The following is an 18,437-nucleotide window of genomic DNA, read 5'->3' as shown; positions in this document are numbered from 1 at the left end:
TGACGATGCGGCTCTTTTAGTTTGCCGGCAACCGATCTGCGATCCGGTTCAGCAGCGTCGCGCACTGCGCCCGCGTCAGCACGTCCCCTCCGGCAAACGTGGTCGCGGTCATGCCGGTAAAAATGTTCTGGGCACTCACGGCGAGCACGGCTGCATACGACCAATGGCCGGGAAACACATCTGTATAGGGATTTGGCAACGTTTCGTCCGCAGGCAATTTCAAGATCCGGCTGAGCATCACTGCCATCTGTGCCCTTGTCACGGGAGCGTTCGGTGCAAAGGTGATCGGGCCAAGCCCTTGCATGACGCCGTTTTGATAAGCGCGTTCGATCTCATCTCGGGCCCAGTGCCCCGCCGGGATATCGGCGAAGGGAGAGCCGCCTCCAAGGCGGGGCAGAGCCAAGGCTCGCGACAAGATCACGGCAGCCTGCGCACGGGTGAGTGAGCCGTTTGGGGTGAAGGTCGTCAGGGAAGTGCCTCTCAGCCAACCGTGTTCGTAGGCGGATTGGATCTCCGGTTCCGCCCAGTGTCCGGCGATGTCGCGAAAGAGGACAGGGCTTTGCACCAATCCGTAGCCGTAATAAGGATCGCGCCCCACCGCGCCCAGATCGAGTGCGGTGCCCTGCAAGATCTGCCGCAGCCGGGCAGGTGTCGCGTCGGGGTAGCGTTCCTTCCACAGCGCGATGATCCCGCTCACGTAGGGGGCGGCCATGCTGGTGCCGTCCATATAGGCGTAGTCGTTGCCGGGATAGGTGCTGAGCACATTGACACCGGGAGCGGACAGTTCGATCTTCGACCCTGACGCCGAGAAGGGGGCGCGCCTGTTGTACGCGTCCGTCGCGGCGACGGCGATCACCGATTCATAGCGGCCTGGATAATTCACCGTCTCTCCGGCGCCCTCCGGGTCGCCTTCGTTGCCTCCTGCGGCGACGCAGAGGATGCCGTTTTCGACCGCTTGACGCAGGACCATCGTCATGGCGTAGGAGCCGGTGTAGGTGCCAAAGCTCATGTTGATGACGTTCATCCCGTTGGTGATGCACCAATTGATCCCGGCCACGATGTCGGAGGTGTATCCTTCGCCTGTCTGGTCGAGGACTTTGACCGCGTACAACTGCGCATCCGGTGCGACACCGACGACGCCGATCCCGTTGTTCAACGCGGCGATGATACCGGCCACATGCGTGCCGTGTCCGTCGTCATCCGCATAGGAGGAGGTGTACTCGACACAGGATACGCCCCCGGCCAGCACCAGATCGGGATGAGACGAGATGCCGGTGTCGAGCACCGCCACTTTCACTCCTTTGCCGGTCAGCCCGGCTGCGTTGGCCTGCGGGAGGAGTGTTTTGGCGTGTCCCCAGTCGACGTGCTGGGGCTTGACCTCCTGCACAACGTCCGGCTCGACGGCTGCGACCGCCTGGTCTGCCCGCAGCACAGGAATGGCGGCAGCGGGGAGGAGCGCGGTGATCATGTGCAGATACGGAGACTCGACGTGATCGATGAGCTGCCCGCTGGATTTTTGGATGAGCGCGGGGTCGTTTCGATCTTTGAACAGGATGACGTACCGCCCGGTGGGGGTTGTCTGCTGGGAAATGCGCATCCGTGCGGAGGTGTCCGGCTCGGCCGCGCGCGTGCCGCACGATGTGCAGAGTAGGGCGAGGGTCAGGATCAGGACGATCGATTTGTGCACTGCGCGATCATCTCCTTTGCTCGGCAGCCGCTTCGATGTCGGCTGCCAGTCGGTACATCAGCGCAGCCACCTGCGAGCGGGTGGATCGTGCGGTCGGGGCAAACAGGTCGTGGCCGATCCCGGTGATGATCCCTCTTTGCTGCATCGCCACGATGTTGGGGTAGGACCAGCGGTTCGGATCGACGTCTGTGAACGGACTTTGCGCCACATCGCCCGGTGTGAAGTGAAAGACGTTGTTGAGCAGGGTTGCGAGCTGTTCGCGGGTCATCGGATCGTTGGGGGCAAAGCGCTGGGCGCCCACGCCGTTGATCAGGCCGTGCTCGCGGGCGACTTCGATCAGATCTTGTGCCCAGTGCCCCTGCGTGTCGGTAAAGGTGCGGGCACTCGGCGTCAGATGGTCGAGTCGCAGCGCCCGCACCAAGATCACCGCCGCTTGGGAGCGGGTCAACGGTTGCTGCGGAGCGAACAACGTGCCCGACACGCCGTTCATCCAGCCCTTCGCCGACACGGCCAGAACGCTTTCACCCGCCCAGTGCTCCACCGGGACATCGGAGAAGAAGCGGCCGTTTAGCCAGTTGGTATAATAGCTCCACATCGCCGGTTCCTCTTGGTACAAACTCCAAGATCCGGTGCCGCGGATGCCGTATTTCCCGAGTATTGAGAGCTTGCTTTTGATCGCTCGTTCGTTGTCATACCAGATCAGATAGTGTCCCGCGCTGAGTTTGGTGTTGGCGAGATAAAACTGCGCTCCTGTCGGCACGGTCAGGGTGACGTGGGCGCTTTGCGCCGTTTCGTCGAAGGCGACCGTTCCGCCGAATTGCTGGACCAACGGTTGCACGCGGACGTTGGAGACACCGAGGCCGATGATCTCTTGGCCGTCCAGCGTCGGCCCGTCTGTCTTCCAGATCCGGCCGTAAAAAGGCAGTCCGGCCACGATCTTTTCTTTGGGCACGCCTTTGTTGATCGCATATTGGATGGAACGCTCAAAAAACGAGAGACTTGAAACAGGCCCCGGGTCGCTGCCTTCCCAGCTTTCATCGTACGTCATCAGCATGAGGTAGTCGGTGTGCGGGTGAAGACTTTCGTAATCGTACAGGCCGTGCCAGCCGAGATTCCAGCCGTTCGGATTGGCTGCGACGGCCACGCTGACTTCTTTGCCGGACGGCAGATGACTGCGCAAGAGTCGGATCAAATCGGTGAAGGCGTCCCGATACTCGTGCCCGATGCCCTCGATGTCGACATTCACGCCGTCCAGATGGTACGCGTCGACCGCTTCAGCGATTTTGGCAGCCAGCGCCTCCCGGTTGGCAAGCGCTTGGGTGCCCGCCTTGTAGTTCCAGTGATTGCTCAAAAACGGGACGACGCGTATGCCGCGCCGGTGCATCGTGTCAATAAACGAAGACTGCAGTTTCCATGTGATGTTCAGCGTGCCGTCTTCGAGAATGTCGAAATAGTTCGGAGAGACGACGTCGAGGCTGTTCTGTGTTTTGTCTACCTGGCCTACATAAGAAGTCGGGGAGCCGAAGAAAAGATACGACATATTGAACCGATCCTCCAGAGTTTGCGACGATGTGACGGAGAGCGGCATCGTGAGGAAGACCAGACCGAATACAGCGGCCATTACGGCGGCGAGTTTGGATTTTTTCATGACAGGCTCGCCTGGAAGGTCAGCGTGTTCTTTTGCGAAGCGATCTCATAGCGCACGCCTTCCACTTCGACGGGGGATGACGTGAGCCGGGTGAGATCGGCATCCGGCCGCACACCTAGTTTATGGAACAACGCGTCCGCTTCGAAAGGAGGGGTCTCCGGATGGTTCATGGTGAAGACCTGGCCCCAGGCACTGAGCATTTGATAACGCTCCGCTATCGTGCGGGCGGAACTGATCACTTCAACTCTCGAGACGGTGTTGTCGTGTTCAGGCGTCAAGCGAAGGCGGAGTCCCGGGCGGAACGCATAGGTATACCGTCCGCCCGCCCGCCAGCGAAACGCGGCCGGATCATGAATGACCAGCTCTGATCCCATATCGGCAGACACGGCATTCCACCGCTCGGCAAACTCTTGCAAAGGAACGTGAAAAGGCTGTTTCCGCTGCAATAGGCGGGCTCGTTTCGCGTCTTTTTGGATGGCAGGCGGTTCCTCGTGCGCCTGTTGATCCGGAGACTGACATCCGGTCAACAAAGAGAGACAAGTCACGAGAAGGAGAACCACGTTCCGGATGGCTGGCATCGTCTGCACCTCTTTCCGTCAAGTCCCGATTTTGGGTCGCATGAAGTTGTCTTATTTGTTCCACGAGAACAAGTTCCGATACATCGGGGTCACACTGTAGGGGAGGTGAGGCGTTCGATGATGAGGACTGCATCTTTGAACCAAAGTGGGATGGGGGGCGGATCTTGATCCAGTGCGCACGGGTGCGCTATTTGGAGCGGACGGACCGACATGAGTTAAAAATGTGCCAGTTTCAAGGATTTTTATTTGAAAAGCGACCGGAGGACTGTTTTTGGGTGAGGTAAATCTTGTAAAATAGGGAGGAGAGAAGGAGGAGAGAGTTTTGAGTTTGCCGATCTGTGTAGCGTGCGGGGTGCAGTACGAAGGAACGATCGCGTCGCCGCCGGTGTCGTGTCCGGTCTGCGAGGATGAGCGGCAGTATGTGCGCCGCGAGGGTCAGGCGTGGACGACGCTGGAGGCGTTGCGAGAAACGGAGCGGGTGAATCGGGTGATCGAAGTCGAGCCAGGCCTGTACTCCGTGCAGACGGAGCCGCGCGTGGCTATCGGGCAGCGGGCCTTGCTTGTGCAGTCCGATGCGGGCAATGTGCTGTGGGATTGCGTAACGTATTTGGATGATGCCACAGTCGAGGCGATCCGTCAACTGGGCGGGATTCGCTATATCGCCATTTCACATCCGCATTATTACTCGGCGATGGTGGAGTGGGCAGAGGCGTTTGATGCGCAGATCGTGCTCCACGAGGATTCGAAGGAGTGGGTGATGCGCCCGAGCGAGCGGATCACGTTCTGGTCGGGGGACGCGTTGGAGTTGGCAGCGGGTGTAACGATGCTGCGCGTGGGCGGGCACTTCACCGGGAGTGCGGTGTTGCACTGGCAGCAAGGGCAGGCGGGGAAAGGCGTCCTGCTCACAGGCGACACGATCTACGTCGTGGCCGACCGTAAATGGGTGAGCTTCATGTACAGCTACCCCAATCTGATCCCGCTGCCCGCCTTCGAAGTGGAGCGCATTCGCGATCTCGTGCAGGCGTATGAGTTTGACCGGCTGTACGGCGCGTGGCCGCATTCGGTGGTGGAAACGGATGCGCGGCAGGCGGTGATCCGCTCGGCGGACCGCTACATCGCGGCGTTGACGAGCCGACCGCAGAATGAGTTAAAGAACCGGTTCTAACACAGAGATCCTTAACCAGAAAAAAGGTTGCATCTCTCCGAGGAGGATGCAACCTTTTTTCACTCGTCATCGCGCCGCATGCGGATCAAATACGTGATCCCTGCGACGGCTGCGGCCGCGCCGCCGAGCAGGAGCCAGGTCTGCACCGGGTCGTACCACATGCGGACTTTCCACCACGTGGCGGGAAAGGTCAGCCAGTCGGTGAGGCGGAACGCTTCTTTTTCGCCGGTGGCGAGGACGTATTTTCCCGTTTTTCCCGCCGGATCGTAGACGGCCAGATAGTAGGTGCCGGGTGCGAGCGTGCGGGAGATCCATTGTCGTTGAAAAAGGGTGGTCTGGGTGAAGGGTTCGAAAAATTCATCCGCTTCGCCTTCCGGGAGAAAAATCGCGCGTCCTTGTTCGCGGCTCAGCTCAATCGGAAAGTTTGGCGGCGTGTTGCTCGTCGGCAGGCCGGGGCCGATCAGGACCAAGGCGGGGGCGAAGTCGGCATGGCCCTCCCGTTTTGGCACCGAGATGCGGGCGTAAAAGGGTGTTTCTTCTGTCAAGGTCAGGGCAAAGAGATCGACTTCTCCCGCCGCTGCCAGATCGCTGTACGTCGCGTAGGACACGTTCGCATCCGGGATGCGAAACGCCTGCTCAAAGCCGGAGGGCTGCTCCTCGACAAAGAGCGGTTTGTGCGCCATCGCCGAAGAGGGAAGGAAGAGTGAGGCGATCAACACGATCAGACCGTAGAGCAGAAACGGCGGCCGGCGTTCGTTGCGTTTGTTTTTTGTCAGGGCCTGTCACCTCCTGTACCACTCATATGCGGGAGGAAGGACATGCAGAAGAGCAATCGTGACAGGCGGGGGAGGTTAGGGTAAGATGGAAGTGCGATGCCACTCGTAACGTGGTTACATAACAATACTTATGAAAACCTTACATAGAAATGGTGGAACTCATCTTGAAGAAAATGCTGATGATCTCCTACTACGCACCGCCGATGCTCAACGCGGAGTCGATCCTCGTGGCGAAGACGCTGAAATTTCTGTCGCAAACGTTTGACGTCGAGCTGTTGACCGTCTCCCGTGACTCTGATTTCAAAGAAGACCCGTACCTCATCGAGGAGATGGGCGAAGGCACGAAGGTCCGCCGCTTCCGCAATCCCAAACCGCAGTCGCGCGTCCTGCGCAAGATCTATCGCGAGGTGATGAACCGCTTCTCGATGGTGGACAACCCTCTGTGGCTCGGCAAGGCGTTGCAGGCGGTGGAACGGCTGCCCGACGCCTACGACGTGATCTACTCGCGGTCACAGCCGGGGGCGAGTCACATCGCCGCGCTTTCAGCCAAGAAAAAGCTCGGCATCCCGTGGATCGCCCAGTTCAGCGACCCGTGGGGGCACAATCCGTACCATCCGTACCACGGTCGTCGCAAAGCGGTGATCGAGCGGTACGAGTCGGAGGTGATCGAACTGGCGGACCACTTGATCTTCCCGACGGTGGAGATGCGCGACCTCTATGCCTCGGTCTACCCAAAGTTGAAGGTCAAGCAGCGTTCAACCGTTCTGCCGCATCATTTTGACCAAGCGTTGTACGGGGAAGGTCAGCCGGAGAAACAGGACGAGAGCAAGATCAGTCTCGCGTACATCGGCGATTTCTACGGCCTGCGCTCCCCGGAGCCGCTGTTGAAAGCACTGACCGAGCTGCGCGAGCGGCGGCCGGATCTCGTCGAGCGGCTGCAGCTCGATGTGATCGGCAACGTGGAGCGCACGTTCCACGGGCAGCTCGAAGACGCGGAAAAGCGACTGGGGATGCGTGTCAACCGCGTCGGGCAGGTGCCGTACCGCACCTCGCTTGTGCGGATGGCGCAGGCTGACCTGCTGTTGCTCGTCGATGCGCCGAGCGATGTCAATCTGTTTCTGTCGTCGAAGCTGATCGACTATTTTGGCGCCCGCCGTCCGATCCTCGGCATCACGTCGACGAAAGGCACGGCCGGCCGCCTGATCGCCGAGTGCGGGTGGAACGTCCATCACCCGGACGACGTGGCGGGCATCTCCCTCGCTTTGGAACGCTATCTCGGCGAGTTGACGGAATATCAGGAGCGCGCACGCCATCTGGAGTTGGTCGACCGCTACCGCTCCGAGACGGTGGTCGGGGAGCTGGCCGGTCTGTTTGAAAAGCTTGGGAACAAAAAACGCAACTAAAAACGCAGGGAGGACTCACAGATGCAGGATCAAACGTTGGAATATGCCCGTTCGCTCGACAAAGGGGATGAGCTCGCCGGTTTTCGCGAGCGTTTTTATCTGCAGCCGGGCACGATCTATATGGATGGCAACTCGCTGGGCCTGATGTCCCGCGACGCGGAGGCAGCGGCATTGAACGCGCTCAACGATTGGAAGACGCTCGGCATCGAAGGCTGGATGGGCGGCAATCCGCCGTGGTTTTATCTGGCGGAGGAACTGGGCCGGATGCAGACCGATCTCGTCGGGGCCAAACCGGAGGAGCTGGTCGTCGCCGGTTCGAACACGATCAATCTGCATAACCTCGTCGCGACGTTTTTCCAACCGGAGGGCAAGCGGACGAAGATTTTGACCGATGATCTGAACTTCCCGTCCGACCACTACGCGCTGCAAAGCCAACTGCTGCTCAAAGGGCTCGACCCCGCTGAGCACCTCGTTGTCGTGAAGAGCCGTGACGGCCGCACGATCAGTGAGGACGATCTGATCGCAGCGATGACCGACGAGATCGCGCTGGTGTTCCTCCCGGTCGTGCTGTACCGCTCCGGGCAACTGCTCGACGTCGAGCGCCTGACCCGTGAAGCGCATGCACGAGGCATTCTGATCGGCTTTGACGGCTGTCACTCGGTCGGCGCGGTGCCGCACCGCCTGTCAGAGTGGGGCGTCGATTTTGCGATGTGGTGCAACTACAAGTACCTCAACGGCGGCCCGGGCGCGACGGCCGGGCTCTATGTGAACGAAAAGCACTTCGGCACCCGTCCGGGCCTGTCCGGCTGGTTCGGGTATCGCAAGGATCGGCAGTTTGACATGGTGTACGACTTTGAAGGCGCAGAGTCGGCCGGCGCATGGCAGATCGGCACGACGCACCTGCTCTCGTCCGCCCCGCTGCTCGGCTCGCTGAAGATCTTCCAAGAGGCGGGCATCGACCGTCTGCGGGCGAAGTCGCTGCGGATGACCGACTATCTGATGGAGTTGATCGACGCGCTCCCGGAGTCTTACGGCTATTCGATCGGCAACCCGCGGGAAGCCGACCGCCGTGGCGGACATGTCGCGCTGGAGCATGAGGAAGCGATCCGCATCTGCAAAGCGTTGAAAGGGCACGGGATCATCCCGGACTTCCGCTTCCCGAACGTGATCCGACTGGCGCCGGTCGCGCTGTACAACACGTTCGAAGAAGTCTGGCAGACGGTCGAGGCACTCAAGCAGATCATCGACAACAAGGAATACGAAAAGTTCCCGAAAGACCGCGAAGTGGTCGCCTAATAAAGAAAGAGCCTCGGCTGTCGAGGCTCTTTCTTTATTTCGCCAGTGCGGCGCGGATCTTGTCTTTGTTAAAACCGAGCACGACTTCATCGCCAATGACAAAAGCCGGGGTCGCGTTGGCACCGAGGTTGACCAGTTCTTCAAGGTATTCCCGCTTCTCGCGGATGTCGCGGACTTCGAACGGGATCTCTTCATCTGCCAGCCATGCTTTTGCTTGGAAGCACGGAGGGCAGGTCGGTTGCGAATAGAGGATGACTTTTTTCTCCATGAGACTCACTCCTTTTGGTATCTGCTCTTAGAGTAGCAGAGGAAGGCACTCAGTTTCTGTAAGAAGGCAAACAGTTCTACAACAGCACGAGAAAAGGTGATATAATCTCAAGATGTGTGTCATGGTTTGAGAGGAGAGATAGAATGGCTCTAACACTTCGCAAATTTTCCACGCCGCTGCTGATCCTCGCAACGGCTGTTGTCATGCTCGGCATCTTCCAAGTCCAGAGCTGGGGTTGGGCTTCTCTGGTCGTTCTGGCCCTTGCGCTGATCGGCGTGCGCAAAGATTCGAAAGACATCTCCTGGGCGCGGTTTATGCCGGTCGGTTTTGTCACATTGCTCGTGTTCTACATGATCTATAAATACGCAGGTCCGCTGTGGAGCACCGTCGTCGGTTGGCAGACCGACAACATCAAGCACTATTTCCAATGGAACGAGCTGTTCAACTCGATCCCGTTCAACGACGCGGCTTGGCTGCGCGTGTGGCAACCGGATTGGCTGACCGGCTACATGCAGTGGGTGTATTTGAACGGTTTTACTTTGTCCTACTGGATCTGTGTCATTCGCGCGTTCTTTACGAAAGACGTGAAGAAACTGGCTCTGTACTCGCTCGGCGGCTATCTGTTGCAAGTGCCGCTGATCCTGCCGTTCTACAACACGATCCTGCTCCAAGAGATCTGGTACGTGCAAGGCGTGCCGGATATGCTCGCCCGTGACCTGACGCCGGCGGAGCAGTATACAACGGCGTGGAACTGCTTCCCGTCGATGCACACGTCGATTGCGTTTGCGGCCATCGTGCTGGCGATGCGCGAAAAGAGCCGTTGGTTCCGCTGGTTGATCGGGATCTACTGCGGTTCGATCATCCTCTCGACGATGTACCTGAAGATCCACTGGGTCATCGACGTGTTGGGCGGCATGGCGTTTGCATACGGTTGTGTCAAACTGGCCGATTTGATCGTGAAGGCGAAGTTCTTTGAGAAGTTTGCTACTCGTTTCGAAGCGATGGCAAACAAGCTGAGCGGTCAGCCTGCAAACCTGCAGATGGCAGCGACAAAGGAAGAAGAGAAATAAAGCCGGGGACTGGTTCCCGGCTTTTTTTCGTATGGTATGATAGAGGCAAGGAAGGGCATACATAGGGCATTCTTTAGGAGAGTGAGATCGATGAATAGAGAGTTTTTTGAAAACAACCGCAAGAAACTGCACGGAAAGCTGGCGGATCGTTCCCTCACGGTGTTGTTTGCAGGACGCGCACCGAAAAAGACGGGCGACCAGATCTATGACTTTACGCCAAACCGCAACTTTTACTACCTGACCGGGTTTGAAAAGCCGCACGCGACTTTGCTGCTCACCAAATGGGGCGATGAGGTGCACGAGACGCTGTTTATCGAGCGTCCCGATCCGGTGAAGGAAAAGTGGGAAGGAAAAGTGATGACGGAGGAGGAGGCGAAGGAGATCACGGGCGTGGAAAACGTGATGTTCCTCGACCAGTTTTTGGACCAGTTCCGCCGTCGGTTGATGGATGATTATCAAAATCTGTACCTCGATTTGGAGCGCGACGCGTGGGACCTGCCGTACACGCATGAGCAGGAGTTTGCGCGCGAGTCGCTGGAGAAATATCCGTTCTTGAACATCGCAAATCTGTACCACGAGATCGCGCACCTGCGCCGTACCAAATCGGCGGAGGAAGTGGCGATGTTGAAGCGGGCGATTGAGATCACGGATGAAGGCATCCGCCATGTGATCGCCCATGCGAAGCCGGGGATGCGGGAGTATCAACTGGAGGCGTATTTCGACTTCACGCTGCGTTCCAACGGCGTGCGCGACCGGGCGTTCGGCACGATCCTGGCGTCGGGTGCCAATGCGACGGTGCTGCATTATGAGAGCAACGACGCGGTGGTGGGCGACAACGATCTGGTGTTGCTCGACCTCGGGGCTTCTTACGGGCACTACAGCGCGGACATCTCGCGTACGTTCCCGGTGAGCGGGAAATTTACGGAGCGTCAGAAGGAGATCTACAACATTGTCCTCAAGGCGGAAGAGACGGTCATCGCTGCGATGAAGCCGGGTCTGCCGGTAGCGGAGTTGAACAAGATCTGCAAAGCGGTGCTGTCGGAGGAACTGATCCGCATCGGGCTGATCGAGAAAGAGGAGGAACTGACCAAGTACTACTACCACGGCGTCTCCCACTATCTCGGTCTCGACACCCACGACGTCGGTGCCTACCGCGACGCCGTACTGGAGCCGGGAATGGTCCTCACCGTCGAACCGGGCCTCTACATCGCCGAAGAAGCGATCGGCATCCGTATCGAAGACGACGTGCTGATCACGGAAGAGGGGCATGAGGTGCTGTCGAAGCAGATCCTGAAAACCGTCGACGAGATCGAAGCGTTCATGGCCAATCGGAAGTAAGGAAATTGTGATAAAGAGAGGAGCCTTGAAAAAGGCTCCTTTTCATGTCCTGAAACGGGGCAATTGAGGAGACGAATGGTCATTTTCACGCAAAAAGGAGCCAGTCAAGGCTCCTTTTCATGTCCTGAAACGGGGAATGAGGAGATGAAAGGTCTTATTCACGCAAAAAGGAGCCAGTCAAGGCTCCTTTTCATGTCCTGAAACGGGGAATGAGGAGATGAAAGGTCTTATTCACGCAAAAAGGAGCCAGTCAAGGCTCCTTTTCATGTGCAGAAACGGGGTTATGAGGAGACGAAAGGTCATTTTCACCCTGCGAGGCTCCTTTTATTTTTCCTTGATCGTGATCGGAAGGCTGACACCGATTTTTACGTCGTTCTCGAGGATGCGGGTCAGTTCGGCCCGGAGTTCGTAGCGGCCGGGTGGAACAGGCTCGATCACGCCGGAGGTTTTTTCAACTGCCGGCATCAGGGTGACCGATTTTTTCACCGATTGTCCCGGATCGAGCTGTTTGTTCGTGATCGCTTGGTGGCAGATTTTCGGTTCGCCGGCGTTTTCGGGACGCTTCTCGACGAATTTTTGCTTGATGCCGTCGGTCGAGACGTACACGCGGATCCCGTCGTCGCAGCCGTTCAGCCCGTTGTACGCAATGGGCTGTTGTGTCACATTGAGAATCTCCACTTCCACGCGGATCTCCTCTTCCTTGGTGAACTCCTGACCGTTCATGGTCACTTTAAAACGCGCACCGTTCGAGTCTTCCACATGTTGAGGAGCCGAGGCGGGCGGCGGTGCTTGACCTGCGTCGGTGGCGCAACCTGCCGCGCCGGTCAAAGCCATCGCCGCCAACAAGATCCACTGCAGCATGTCCGTCACCGCCTTATGCTTCCGCCAACGCATCTGCATACGCCTTCGCATAGGGCGGCAGATCCGGCGGACGGCGAGATGAGATAAAGTGGCCATCGACAACGACCTGCTCATCGATCCAGATCGCACCCGCATTTTCCATATCGTCGCGGATGCCGGGCGTAGAGGTCACTTTCACGCCTTGCAGGATCTTTGCGGAGATCAGCACCCATCCTGCGTGACAGATCTGGCCGATCGGCTTTTTCGTCTCATGCATGTCTTTCACCAACTGGATCACGCCCGCATAGCGGCGCAACTTATCCGGCGACCAACCGCCTGGCACGAGGATGCCGTCGTAGTCGGATGCGTCGATGTCTTCAAACGCATAGTCGGATGTGACCGGAACGCCGTATTTGCCCGTATACGTTTCGCCCGCCTTCGGGCCGACGATATGGACCGTCACCCCTTCTTCACGCAGCCGGAGCACCGGATACCACAGTTCGAGGTCTTCAAACTCGTGCTCGACGAGCTGAATCACTTTTTTGCCAGACAGTCTCATATGGAACCTCCTCAGAATGGGTCTTTCTGCCATCGTAACACAATTGTTCGGCGACTGAAACTGATTGCCCCCTTGACGTACCATCCAAGGCATGTGAGAATAACATAGAATACATCCAAATTTTAAAGAATTGTGAGTGAGTCGCGATGAGAGACCATACGGCAGGACCAGGTCAGACAATCGAATACGACGTCGCTTTGGAAAAAAGGGACCGAGTGGAAGCAGATGCTTCCGCCCGGTCCCTTTCTTTAGCTAAAGCAAGAAAGGAGAACGTTGACATGAATCAGATTTTTCTTGATGGAGAGAGCGTGACCGCAGAGAAGGTGGCACAGGTCGCGTTTGACCGCGTGCCGGTGGCGCTGGATGAAACGACGATGGAGCGTGTGGCCGCATGCCGCAGCCGAGTGGAGGAGTTGGTGGACACCGGGCAGGTCGTCTATGGTATCACGACCGGCTTTGGCAAATTCAGCGACGTGCACATCTCGAAGGAGGATGCAGCGCAACTCCAGACCAACTTGATCAGAAGCCACGCCTGCGCTGTCGGTCAACCGCTGCCGATCCCGACCGTCCGCGCTCTGATGATGCTGCGGGCCAACGCGCTGGCAAAAGGGTACTCCGGCATCCGCCCGGAGACGTTGCAACTGCTCGTCGACTGTCTCAACGCCGGCGTGCATCCGGTGGTACCGGAGCAGGGGTCGCTCGGAGCGAGCGGCGATCTGGCGCCGTTGTCCCATCTGGCTCTGCTGCTGATCGGGGAAGGGGAGGCGTATTATGAAGGCGAGCGTCTCACCGCAACCGACGCGCTCAGCCGTGCGGGCCTGTTCCCGATCCAACTGCAAGCCAAAGAGGGCCTCGCCCTGATCAACGGCACGCAAGCGATGACCTCCATCGGCACCTTGACGCTGGTGCAAGCGCAGCGTCTCGCCAAGGCGGCCGACATGATCGCCGCCCTGACGACCGAGTGCTTGCGCGGCATCCCGGAGGCGTTTGCCGAGGAAGTGCATCGCGTCCGCCCGTACCCGGAGCAGATCGGCGTCGCGAAAAACTTGCGCACCCTGCTCGCCGGCAGCGGGCTCACGACCGAGCAAGGCGAACTGCGCGTGCAAGATGCTTACTCGCTGCGCTGCCTGCCGCAGGTGCATGGGGCGACGCGCCAGTCGCTCGCCTACACCGCCGATAAAGTGAGCATCGAGATCAACTCCGCCACCGACAACCCGCTGATCTTCCTCGAAGAGGGCAAAGTCATCTCCGGCGGCAACTTCCACGGGCAACCGATGGCGTTCGCGATGGACTTCCTCAAGATCGGCATGAGCGAGCTCGCCAACATCTCGGAACGCCGCACCGAACGACTCGTCAACCCGGCGCTGTCCGGTCTCCCGGCTTTCCTGAGCCATCAGCCGGGCCTCGCATCCGGCATGATGATCTTGCAGTACGTCTCCGCCTCGCTGGTGTCGGAAAACAAAGTGCTTGCTCACCCGGCCAGCGTTGACTCGATCCCGTCCTCGGCTAACCAAGAGGACCATGTCTCGATGGGCACCACCGCAGCGCGCCATGCGGCGCAAGTGGTCCACAACGCGGCAAAAGTGCTCGCCATCGAGTTGATCTGCGCAGCCGAGGCGGCCGAGTTTGTCGGGGCAGACCAATTGGCTCCGGCCACTCGCGTCCTGTACGACCATCTGCGCGCCGTGGTGCCGCCGGTGCTGGAAGACCGCTCCACAAGCGCAGAGATCGAACACGTGGCAGAGCGACTGCTGTCCGGTGACTGGGTGGACGCAGTTGAGCAAGTGACAGGCACTCTTTTCTAATACCTTTCTAACTAACTTCTAGGAGGATGAACTGATATGACCACCAACACCAACACGACCGAAAAAAGAAAAACCTATGGTGCCCCGCGCGGCACGGAACTGTCCTGCAAAGGTTGGGTACAGGAAGCGGCGATGCGCATGCTGATGAACAACCTCGACCCGGAAGTCGCCGAACGCCCGGAAGATCTCGTCGTCTACGGCGGCATCGGCAAAGCGGCGCGCAACTGGGCGTCCTACGACGCCATCGTCCGCGAGCTGCAACGCCTCGGCGATGACGAGACCTTGCTGGTGCAGTCCGGCAAGCCGGTCGGCGTCTTCAAAACGCACAGCCGCGCACCGCGCGTCCTGCTCTCCAACTCCGTACTCGTCCCGGCGTGGGCTAACTGGGAGCATTTCCGCGAGCTGGAGCAAAAAGGTCTGATGATGTACGGCCAGATGACGGCCGGCTCCTGGATCTACATCGGCACGCAAGGCATCCTGCAGGGCACGTATGAAACGTTTGCGGAAGCGGCTCGCCAGCATTCGAACGGCACGATGAAAGGCACCCTGACCTTGACCGCTGGCCTTGGCGGCATGGGCGGCGCGCAACCGCTGGCCGTCACGATGAACGACGGCGTTGTGATCTGCGTCGAGGTCGACCGCACCCGCATCGAACGCCGCATCGAACACCGCTACCTCGACACAATGGCGGAGACGCTCGACGACGCGCTGCGCATCGCTGAAGAAGCAAAAGCGGAGGGCCGCGCGCTGTCCATCGGTCTGCTCGGCAATGCGGCGGAGATCTTCCCGGAGTTTGTCAAGCGCGGCATCAAGCCGGACTACGTGACCGATCAGACCTCGGCGCATGACCCGCTCGTCGGCTACATCCCGGCCGGCTACTCGCTGGAAGAAGCGGCGAAACTGCGCACCGAAGACCCGGAGCGCTATGTCACCCTGTCGAAACAGAGCATGGCCGCACACGTCCAAGCGATGCTCGACCTGCAAAAAATGGGCTCTGTGGTGTTCGACTACGGCAACAACATTCGCCAAGTCGCGCTCGACGAAGGCGTGAAGGACGCGTTCAACTTCCCGGGCTTCGTTCCGGCCTACATCCGTCCGCTGTTCTGCGAAGGCAAAGGCCCGTTCCGCTGGGCGGCACTGTCCGGCGACCCGGAAGACATCCGCAAAACGGACGAACTGGTGCTCAAACTGTTCCCGGAAAATGAACACCTTCGCCGCTGGATCACGATGGCGGGCGACCGCGTGGCGTTCCAAGGACTGCCGGCGCGCATCTGCTGGCTCGGCTACGGCGACCGTGCCAAGCTCGGCCTCGCCATCAACGAAATGGTCCGCACCGGCGAGCTGAAAGCGCCGATCGTCATCGGCCGCGACCATCTCGACTGCGGCTCCGTCGCGTCGCCGAACCGCGAGACCGAAGCGATGAAAGACGGCTCGGACGCTGTCGGCGACTGGGCGATCCTCAACGCCCTGATCAACACCTCGGCAGGCGCATCGTGGGTGTCCGTTCACCACGGCGGCGGCGTCGGCATGGGCTACTCGCTGCATGCGGGCATGGTCGTCGTCGCGGACGGCACCGATGCGGCAGCGGAGCGTCTGGAAGCGGTGCTGACCTCCGACCCGGGCATGGGCGTCATCCGCCACGTCGACGCAGGCTATGACGAAGCGATCGAGACGGCAGAAAAACACGGCATCCGCATCCCGATGCGCGAAGGGGAGTGAGGGAATGGCTGAAAAAATCGACCTGCTGGTGACGGGGATCGGGCGGCTGGTGACACCGCCCGGGAACTCCCCGCGCTTTGGCGCTCAAATGCGTGACGTCCGCGAGATCGAAGGCGCGGCCGTCGCCATCGCAGGCGACCGCATCGTCAGTGTCGGTACGGAGGCGGACGTGCGCGCCGAGATCGGCGACGCGCAGGTCGTCGAAACGCTTGACGTCGGCGGCCGCCTTGTGGTGCCCGGCCTCGTCGACCCGCACACCCACCTCGTCCACGGCGGCACTCGTGAGAACGAACTGGCTCTGAAGCGCTCCGGCGTGCCGTATCTGGAGATCCTCGCCCAAGGAGGCGGCATTCTCTCCACGGTCAAATCGACCCGAGCGGCCAGCGAGGACGACCTGTACGCCAAGGCACGGAAAAGCCTCGACGAGATGCTGCGCCAAGGCGTGACCACCGTCGAAGCGAAAAGCGGCTACGGCCTGACCACGGGTGACGAGCTCAAACAACTGCGCGTCGCCAAACAGCTGCACGACACCCATCCGGTCGACGTCGTCTCGACGTTCATGGGCGCGCATGCGGTACCGCCGGAGTACAAAGGGCGCACCGATGAATACGTCGACCTCGTCGTGGAGGAAATGCTGCCGCGTGTGGCAGAAGAACAGTTGGCCGAATTCTGCGATGTCTTCTGCGAACACGGCGTGTTTTCAGTCGAGCAGTCCCGCCGTATCCTGCTGGAAGGCAAGCGCAACGGCCTGATCCCGAAACTGCACGCCGACGAGATCGAACCGCTCGGCGGGGCGGAGTTGGCCGGGGAAGTGGGGGCGATCTCCGCCGAACACTTGCTGGCCGCCACCGATGAGGGGTTGAAGGAACTGGCAGACAACGGTGTCATCCCGGTCCTGTTGCCGGGCACATCGTTCAACCTCGGCCTGTCCACCCATGCGCGGGCACGGGACATGATCGACCGCTACGAACTACCGGTCGCCCTGTCCACCGACTATAACCCCGGCTCCTGCCCGACCGAGTCGATCCAACTGATCATCATGCTCGCCTCGCTGAACTTGAAAATGACGCCGGAAGAGATCCTCACCGCCTGCACGATCAACGCGGCGAACGCGCTCGGGCGCGGTTTTGACATCGGCTCGTTGGAGCCGGGCAAGCGGGCGGACCTCGCGATCTTCGATGCGCCCAATCTTGCCTACCTGCCGTACCATTTCGGCATCAACCACACGTTCGGCGTGATCAAAAACGGCCGCGTCGCGGTCTGGGGAGGGAACATCTCCTGATGGCTGAGCAAGAGAACACCTACCAATTCCTTAAACCGGTCGACCAAGCGGCGTTTCGCGACCACATGGAGACCAAGGTCGCCCAGTGGATTCGCCCGTGGGACGGTCAAGAGGAACTGCTGGCCGGCGTAATTGGCGTACCGCTCTCGAAAACGTCGATCTCGCACTCCGGAGCGTCGACCACCCCGGCAGCCGTCCGCACCGCGTTCAAGTCGTTCACCACCTACAGCATGGAGTACGGTGTCGACCTGCAAGATCTCGCTGTGCGCGATCTCGGTGACATCGCTATGCACGCGACCGATCTGATGGGCAACCACCGTCGCATCGAAGACAGTTTGCGGGCCTTGTTCCAAGCCCACCCGGCACTGATCCCGGTGCTGATAGGCGGCGACCACTCGATCACCTGCCCGGCTGTCAAGGCGTTTGCCGACCGCCATCCGGGCAAAAAAGTCGGCATCATTCACTTTGACGCGCACCACGACGTTCGCAACTTCACCGACGGCGGCGTGACCAACGGCACCCCGTTCCGCGGCATCCTGGAGTCGGGGGTGGTCGACGGGCGCAACATCGTCCAGATCGGGATCCGCGGCTTCATGAACTCGAAGCCGTACCACGACTACGTGACCAGTCACGGAGTCACCGTCTTTTCCTCCCGCGATGTCTATCGCCAAGGCATCGAGAAAATCATCGATCAAGCGCTCGAAATTGCGGGGCAGGGAACGGATGTTCTGTACGTCTCCTTTGACGTCGACGTGATCGACCAAGCGTATGCACCGGGATGCCCGGCGATCGGCACAGGTGGGATGCACCCGTGGGATGCGCTCGATGCGCTGTACCGGCTGGGCACGTTGCCGCAGGTACAAGGGCTGGACTTTGTCTGCATCGACCCGACGGTCGACATTCGCAACGTCACATCGCGCCTCGCCGTGCAATTTATGCTGACTTTCTTCGCCGGCGTGGCGGAACGTGCGAAAATTTAACAAAAAATTCCTTCCACACCTCG

16 protein-coding genes are annotated in these 18,437 nt (G+C 59.6%); 9 read left to right on the top strand and 7 right to left on the bottom strand.

Features of this window, described 5'->3' with window-relative positions:
• Window positions 1-16 precede the first annotated feature (16 nt).
• Genes OS242_RS02220 through OS242_RS02210 form a run of 3 tightly spaced genes read right to left on the bottom strand, consistent with a single transcriptional unit; the run spans window position 17 to window position 3,880 of the window.
• Entirely contained in the window at window positions 17-1,687 is a 1,671-nt protein-coding gene (locus OS242_RS02220; protein WP_267150025.1) for a S8 family peptidase, read from the bottom strand.
• Window positions 1,688-1,694: 7 nt separating this feature from the next.
• Window positions 1,695-3,335, bottom strand: coding sequence for a glycosyl hydrolase family 18 protein (locus OS242_RS02215; protein WP_267150024.1), 1,641 nt, complete (start codon window positions 3,333-3,335; stop codon window positions 1,695-1,697).
• The gene (locus tag OS242_RS02210) at window positions 3,332-3,880 is read right to left on the bottom strand and encodes a hypothetical protein (RefSeq protein ID WP_267150023.1); all 549 of its coding nucleotides are present in this window, start codon (window positions 3,878-3,880) and stop codon (window positions 3,332-3,334) included. Before OS242_RS02210 ends, OS242_RS02215 begins: the two co-directional genes overlap by 4 nt.
• 355 nt (window positions 3,881-4,235) lie before the next feature.
• On the opposite strand from OS242_RS02210, the gene OS242_RS02205 reads away from it, so the two are divergent.
• A complete protein-coding gene (locus tag OS242_RS02205) occupies window positions 4,236-5,078 on the top strand; it encodes an MBL fold metallo-hydrolase (RefSeq protein ID WP_267150022.1) in 843 nt (280 codons plus the stop codon).
• A 59-nt stretch (window positions 5,079-5,137) separates the two neighbouring features.
• On the opposite strand, the gene OS242_RS02200 is transcribed toward OS242_RS02205, so the two are convergent.
• Complete coding sequence (locus OS242_RS02200; RefSeq protein ID WP_267150021.1) at window positions 5,138-5,794, bottom strand: hypothetical protein; 657 nt, start codon at window positions 5,792-5,794, stop codon at window positions 5,138-5,140.
• Window positions 5,795-6,027: 233 nt separating this feature from the next.
• Here OS242_RS02200 and OS242_RS02195 point away from each other — a divergent pair, with 233 nt between their 5' ends.
• Entirely contained in the window at window positions 6,028-7,257 is a 1,230-nt protein-coding gene (locus OS242_RS02195) for a glycosyltransferase (protein ID WP_267150412.1), read from the top strand.
• A gap of 21 nt (window positions 7,258-7,278) precedes the next feature.
• The gene (kynU, locus tag OS242_RS02190) at window positions 7,279-8,553 is read left to right on the top strand and encodes a kynureninase (protein ID WP_267150020.1); all 1,275 of its coding nucleotides are present in this window, start codon (window positions 7,279-7,281) and stop codon (window positions 8,551-8,553) included.
• 34 nt (window positions 8,554-8,587) lie between these two features.
• Here kynU and OS242_RS02185 read toward each other — a convergent pair whose 3' ends face one another.
• Window positions 8,588-8,821 carry a glutaredoxin family protein gene (locus tag OS242_RS02185; RefSeq protein WP_267150019.1) on the bottom strand — a complete coding sequence of 78 codons (234 nt, stop codon included), beginning with the start codon at window positions 8,819-8,821 and terminating at the stop codon, window positions 8,588-8,590.
• 143 nt (window positions 8,822-8,964) lie between these two features.
• Here OS242_RS02185 and OS242_RS02180 point away from each other — a divergent pair, with 143 nt between their 5' ends.
• Complete coding sequence (locus OS242_RS02180; RefSeq protein WP_267150018.1) at window positions 8,965-9,891, top strand: phosphatase PAP2 family protein; 927 nt, start codon at window positions 8,965-8,967, stop codon at window positions 9,889-9,891.
• Between the two features lie 90 nt (window positions 9,892-9,981).
• Entirely contained in the window at window positions 9,982-11,229 is a 1,248-nt protein-coding gene (locus OS242_RS02175; RefSeq protein ID WP_267150017.1) for an aminopeptidase P N-terminal domain-containing protein, read from the top strand.
• A gap of 324 nt (window positions 11,230-11,553) precedes the next feature.
• Here the strand turns inward: OS242_RS02175 and OS242_RS02170 are convergent, their stop codons facing one another.
• Entirely contained in the window at window positions 11,554-12,090 is a 537-nt protein-coding gene (locus OS242_RS02170) for a hypothetical protein (protein WP_267150016.1), read from the bottom strand.
• Between the two features lie 13 nt (window positions 12,091-12,103).
• Window positions 12,104-12,628, bottom strand: a complete 525-nt coding sequence (locus OS242_RS02165; RefSeq protein ID WP_267150015.1) for a type 1 glutamine amidotransferase domain-containing protein — start codon at window positions 12,626-12,628, stop codon at window positions 12,104-12,106.
• 278 nt (window positions 12,629-12,906) lie between these two features.
• Between OS242_RS02165 and hutH the strand changes: the two genes are divergently transcribed.
• The 4 genes from hutH to hutG are packed head-to-tail and all read left to right on the top strand — an operon-like array spanning window position 12,907 to window position 18,414.
• Window positions 12,907-14,433, top strand: a complete 1,527-nt coding sequence (hutH, locus tag OS242_RS02160) for a histidine ammonia-lyase (protein WP_267150014.1) — start codon at window positions 12,907-12,909, stop codon at window positions 14,431-14,433.
• Between the two features lie 36 nt (window positions 14,434-14,469).
• Window positions 14,470-16,152, top strand: a complete 1,683-nt coding sequence (gene hutU / locus OS242_RS02155; RefSeq protein ID WP_267150013.1) for a urocanate hydratase — start codon at window positions 14,470-14,472, stop codon at window positions 16,150-16,152.
• A 4-nt stretch (window positions 16,153-16,156) separates the two neighbouring features.
• The gene (gene hutI, locus OS242_RS02150; RefSeq protein ID WP_267150012.1) at window positions 16,157-17,434 is read left to right on the top strand and encodes an imidazolonepropionase; all 1,278 of its coding nucleotides are present in this window, start codon (window positions 16,157-16,159) and stop codon (window positions 17,432-17,434) included.
• Window positions 17,434-18,414: a formimidoylglutamase gene (gene hutG / locus OS242_RS02145; protein WP_267150011.1), complete on the top strand. Its 981-nt coding sequence runs from the start codon at window positions 17,434-17,436 to the stop codon at window positions 18,412-18,414. Before hutI ends, hutG begins: the two co-directional genes overlap by 1 nt.
• Window positions 18,415-18,437 lie beyond the last annotated feature (23 nt).

The organism is Tumebacillus lacus (assembly GCF_026410385.1).
GTDB lineage: Bacteria > Bacillota > Bacilli > Tumebacillales > Tumebacillaceae > Tumebacillus > Tumebacillus lacus.
This window is presented reverse-complemented; position numbering and strand designations above follow the sequence as displayed.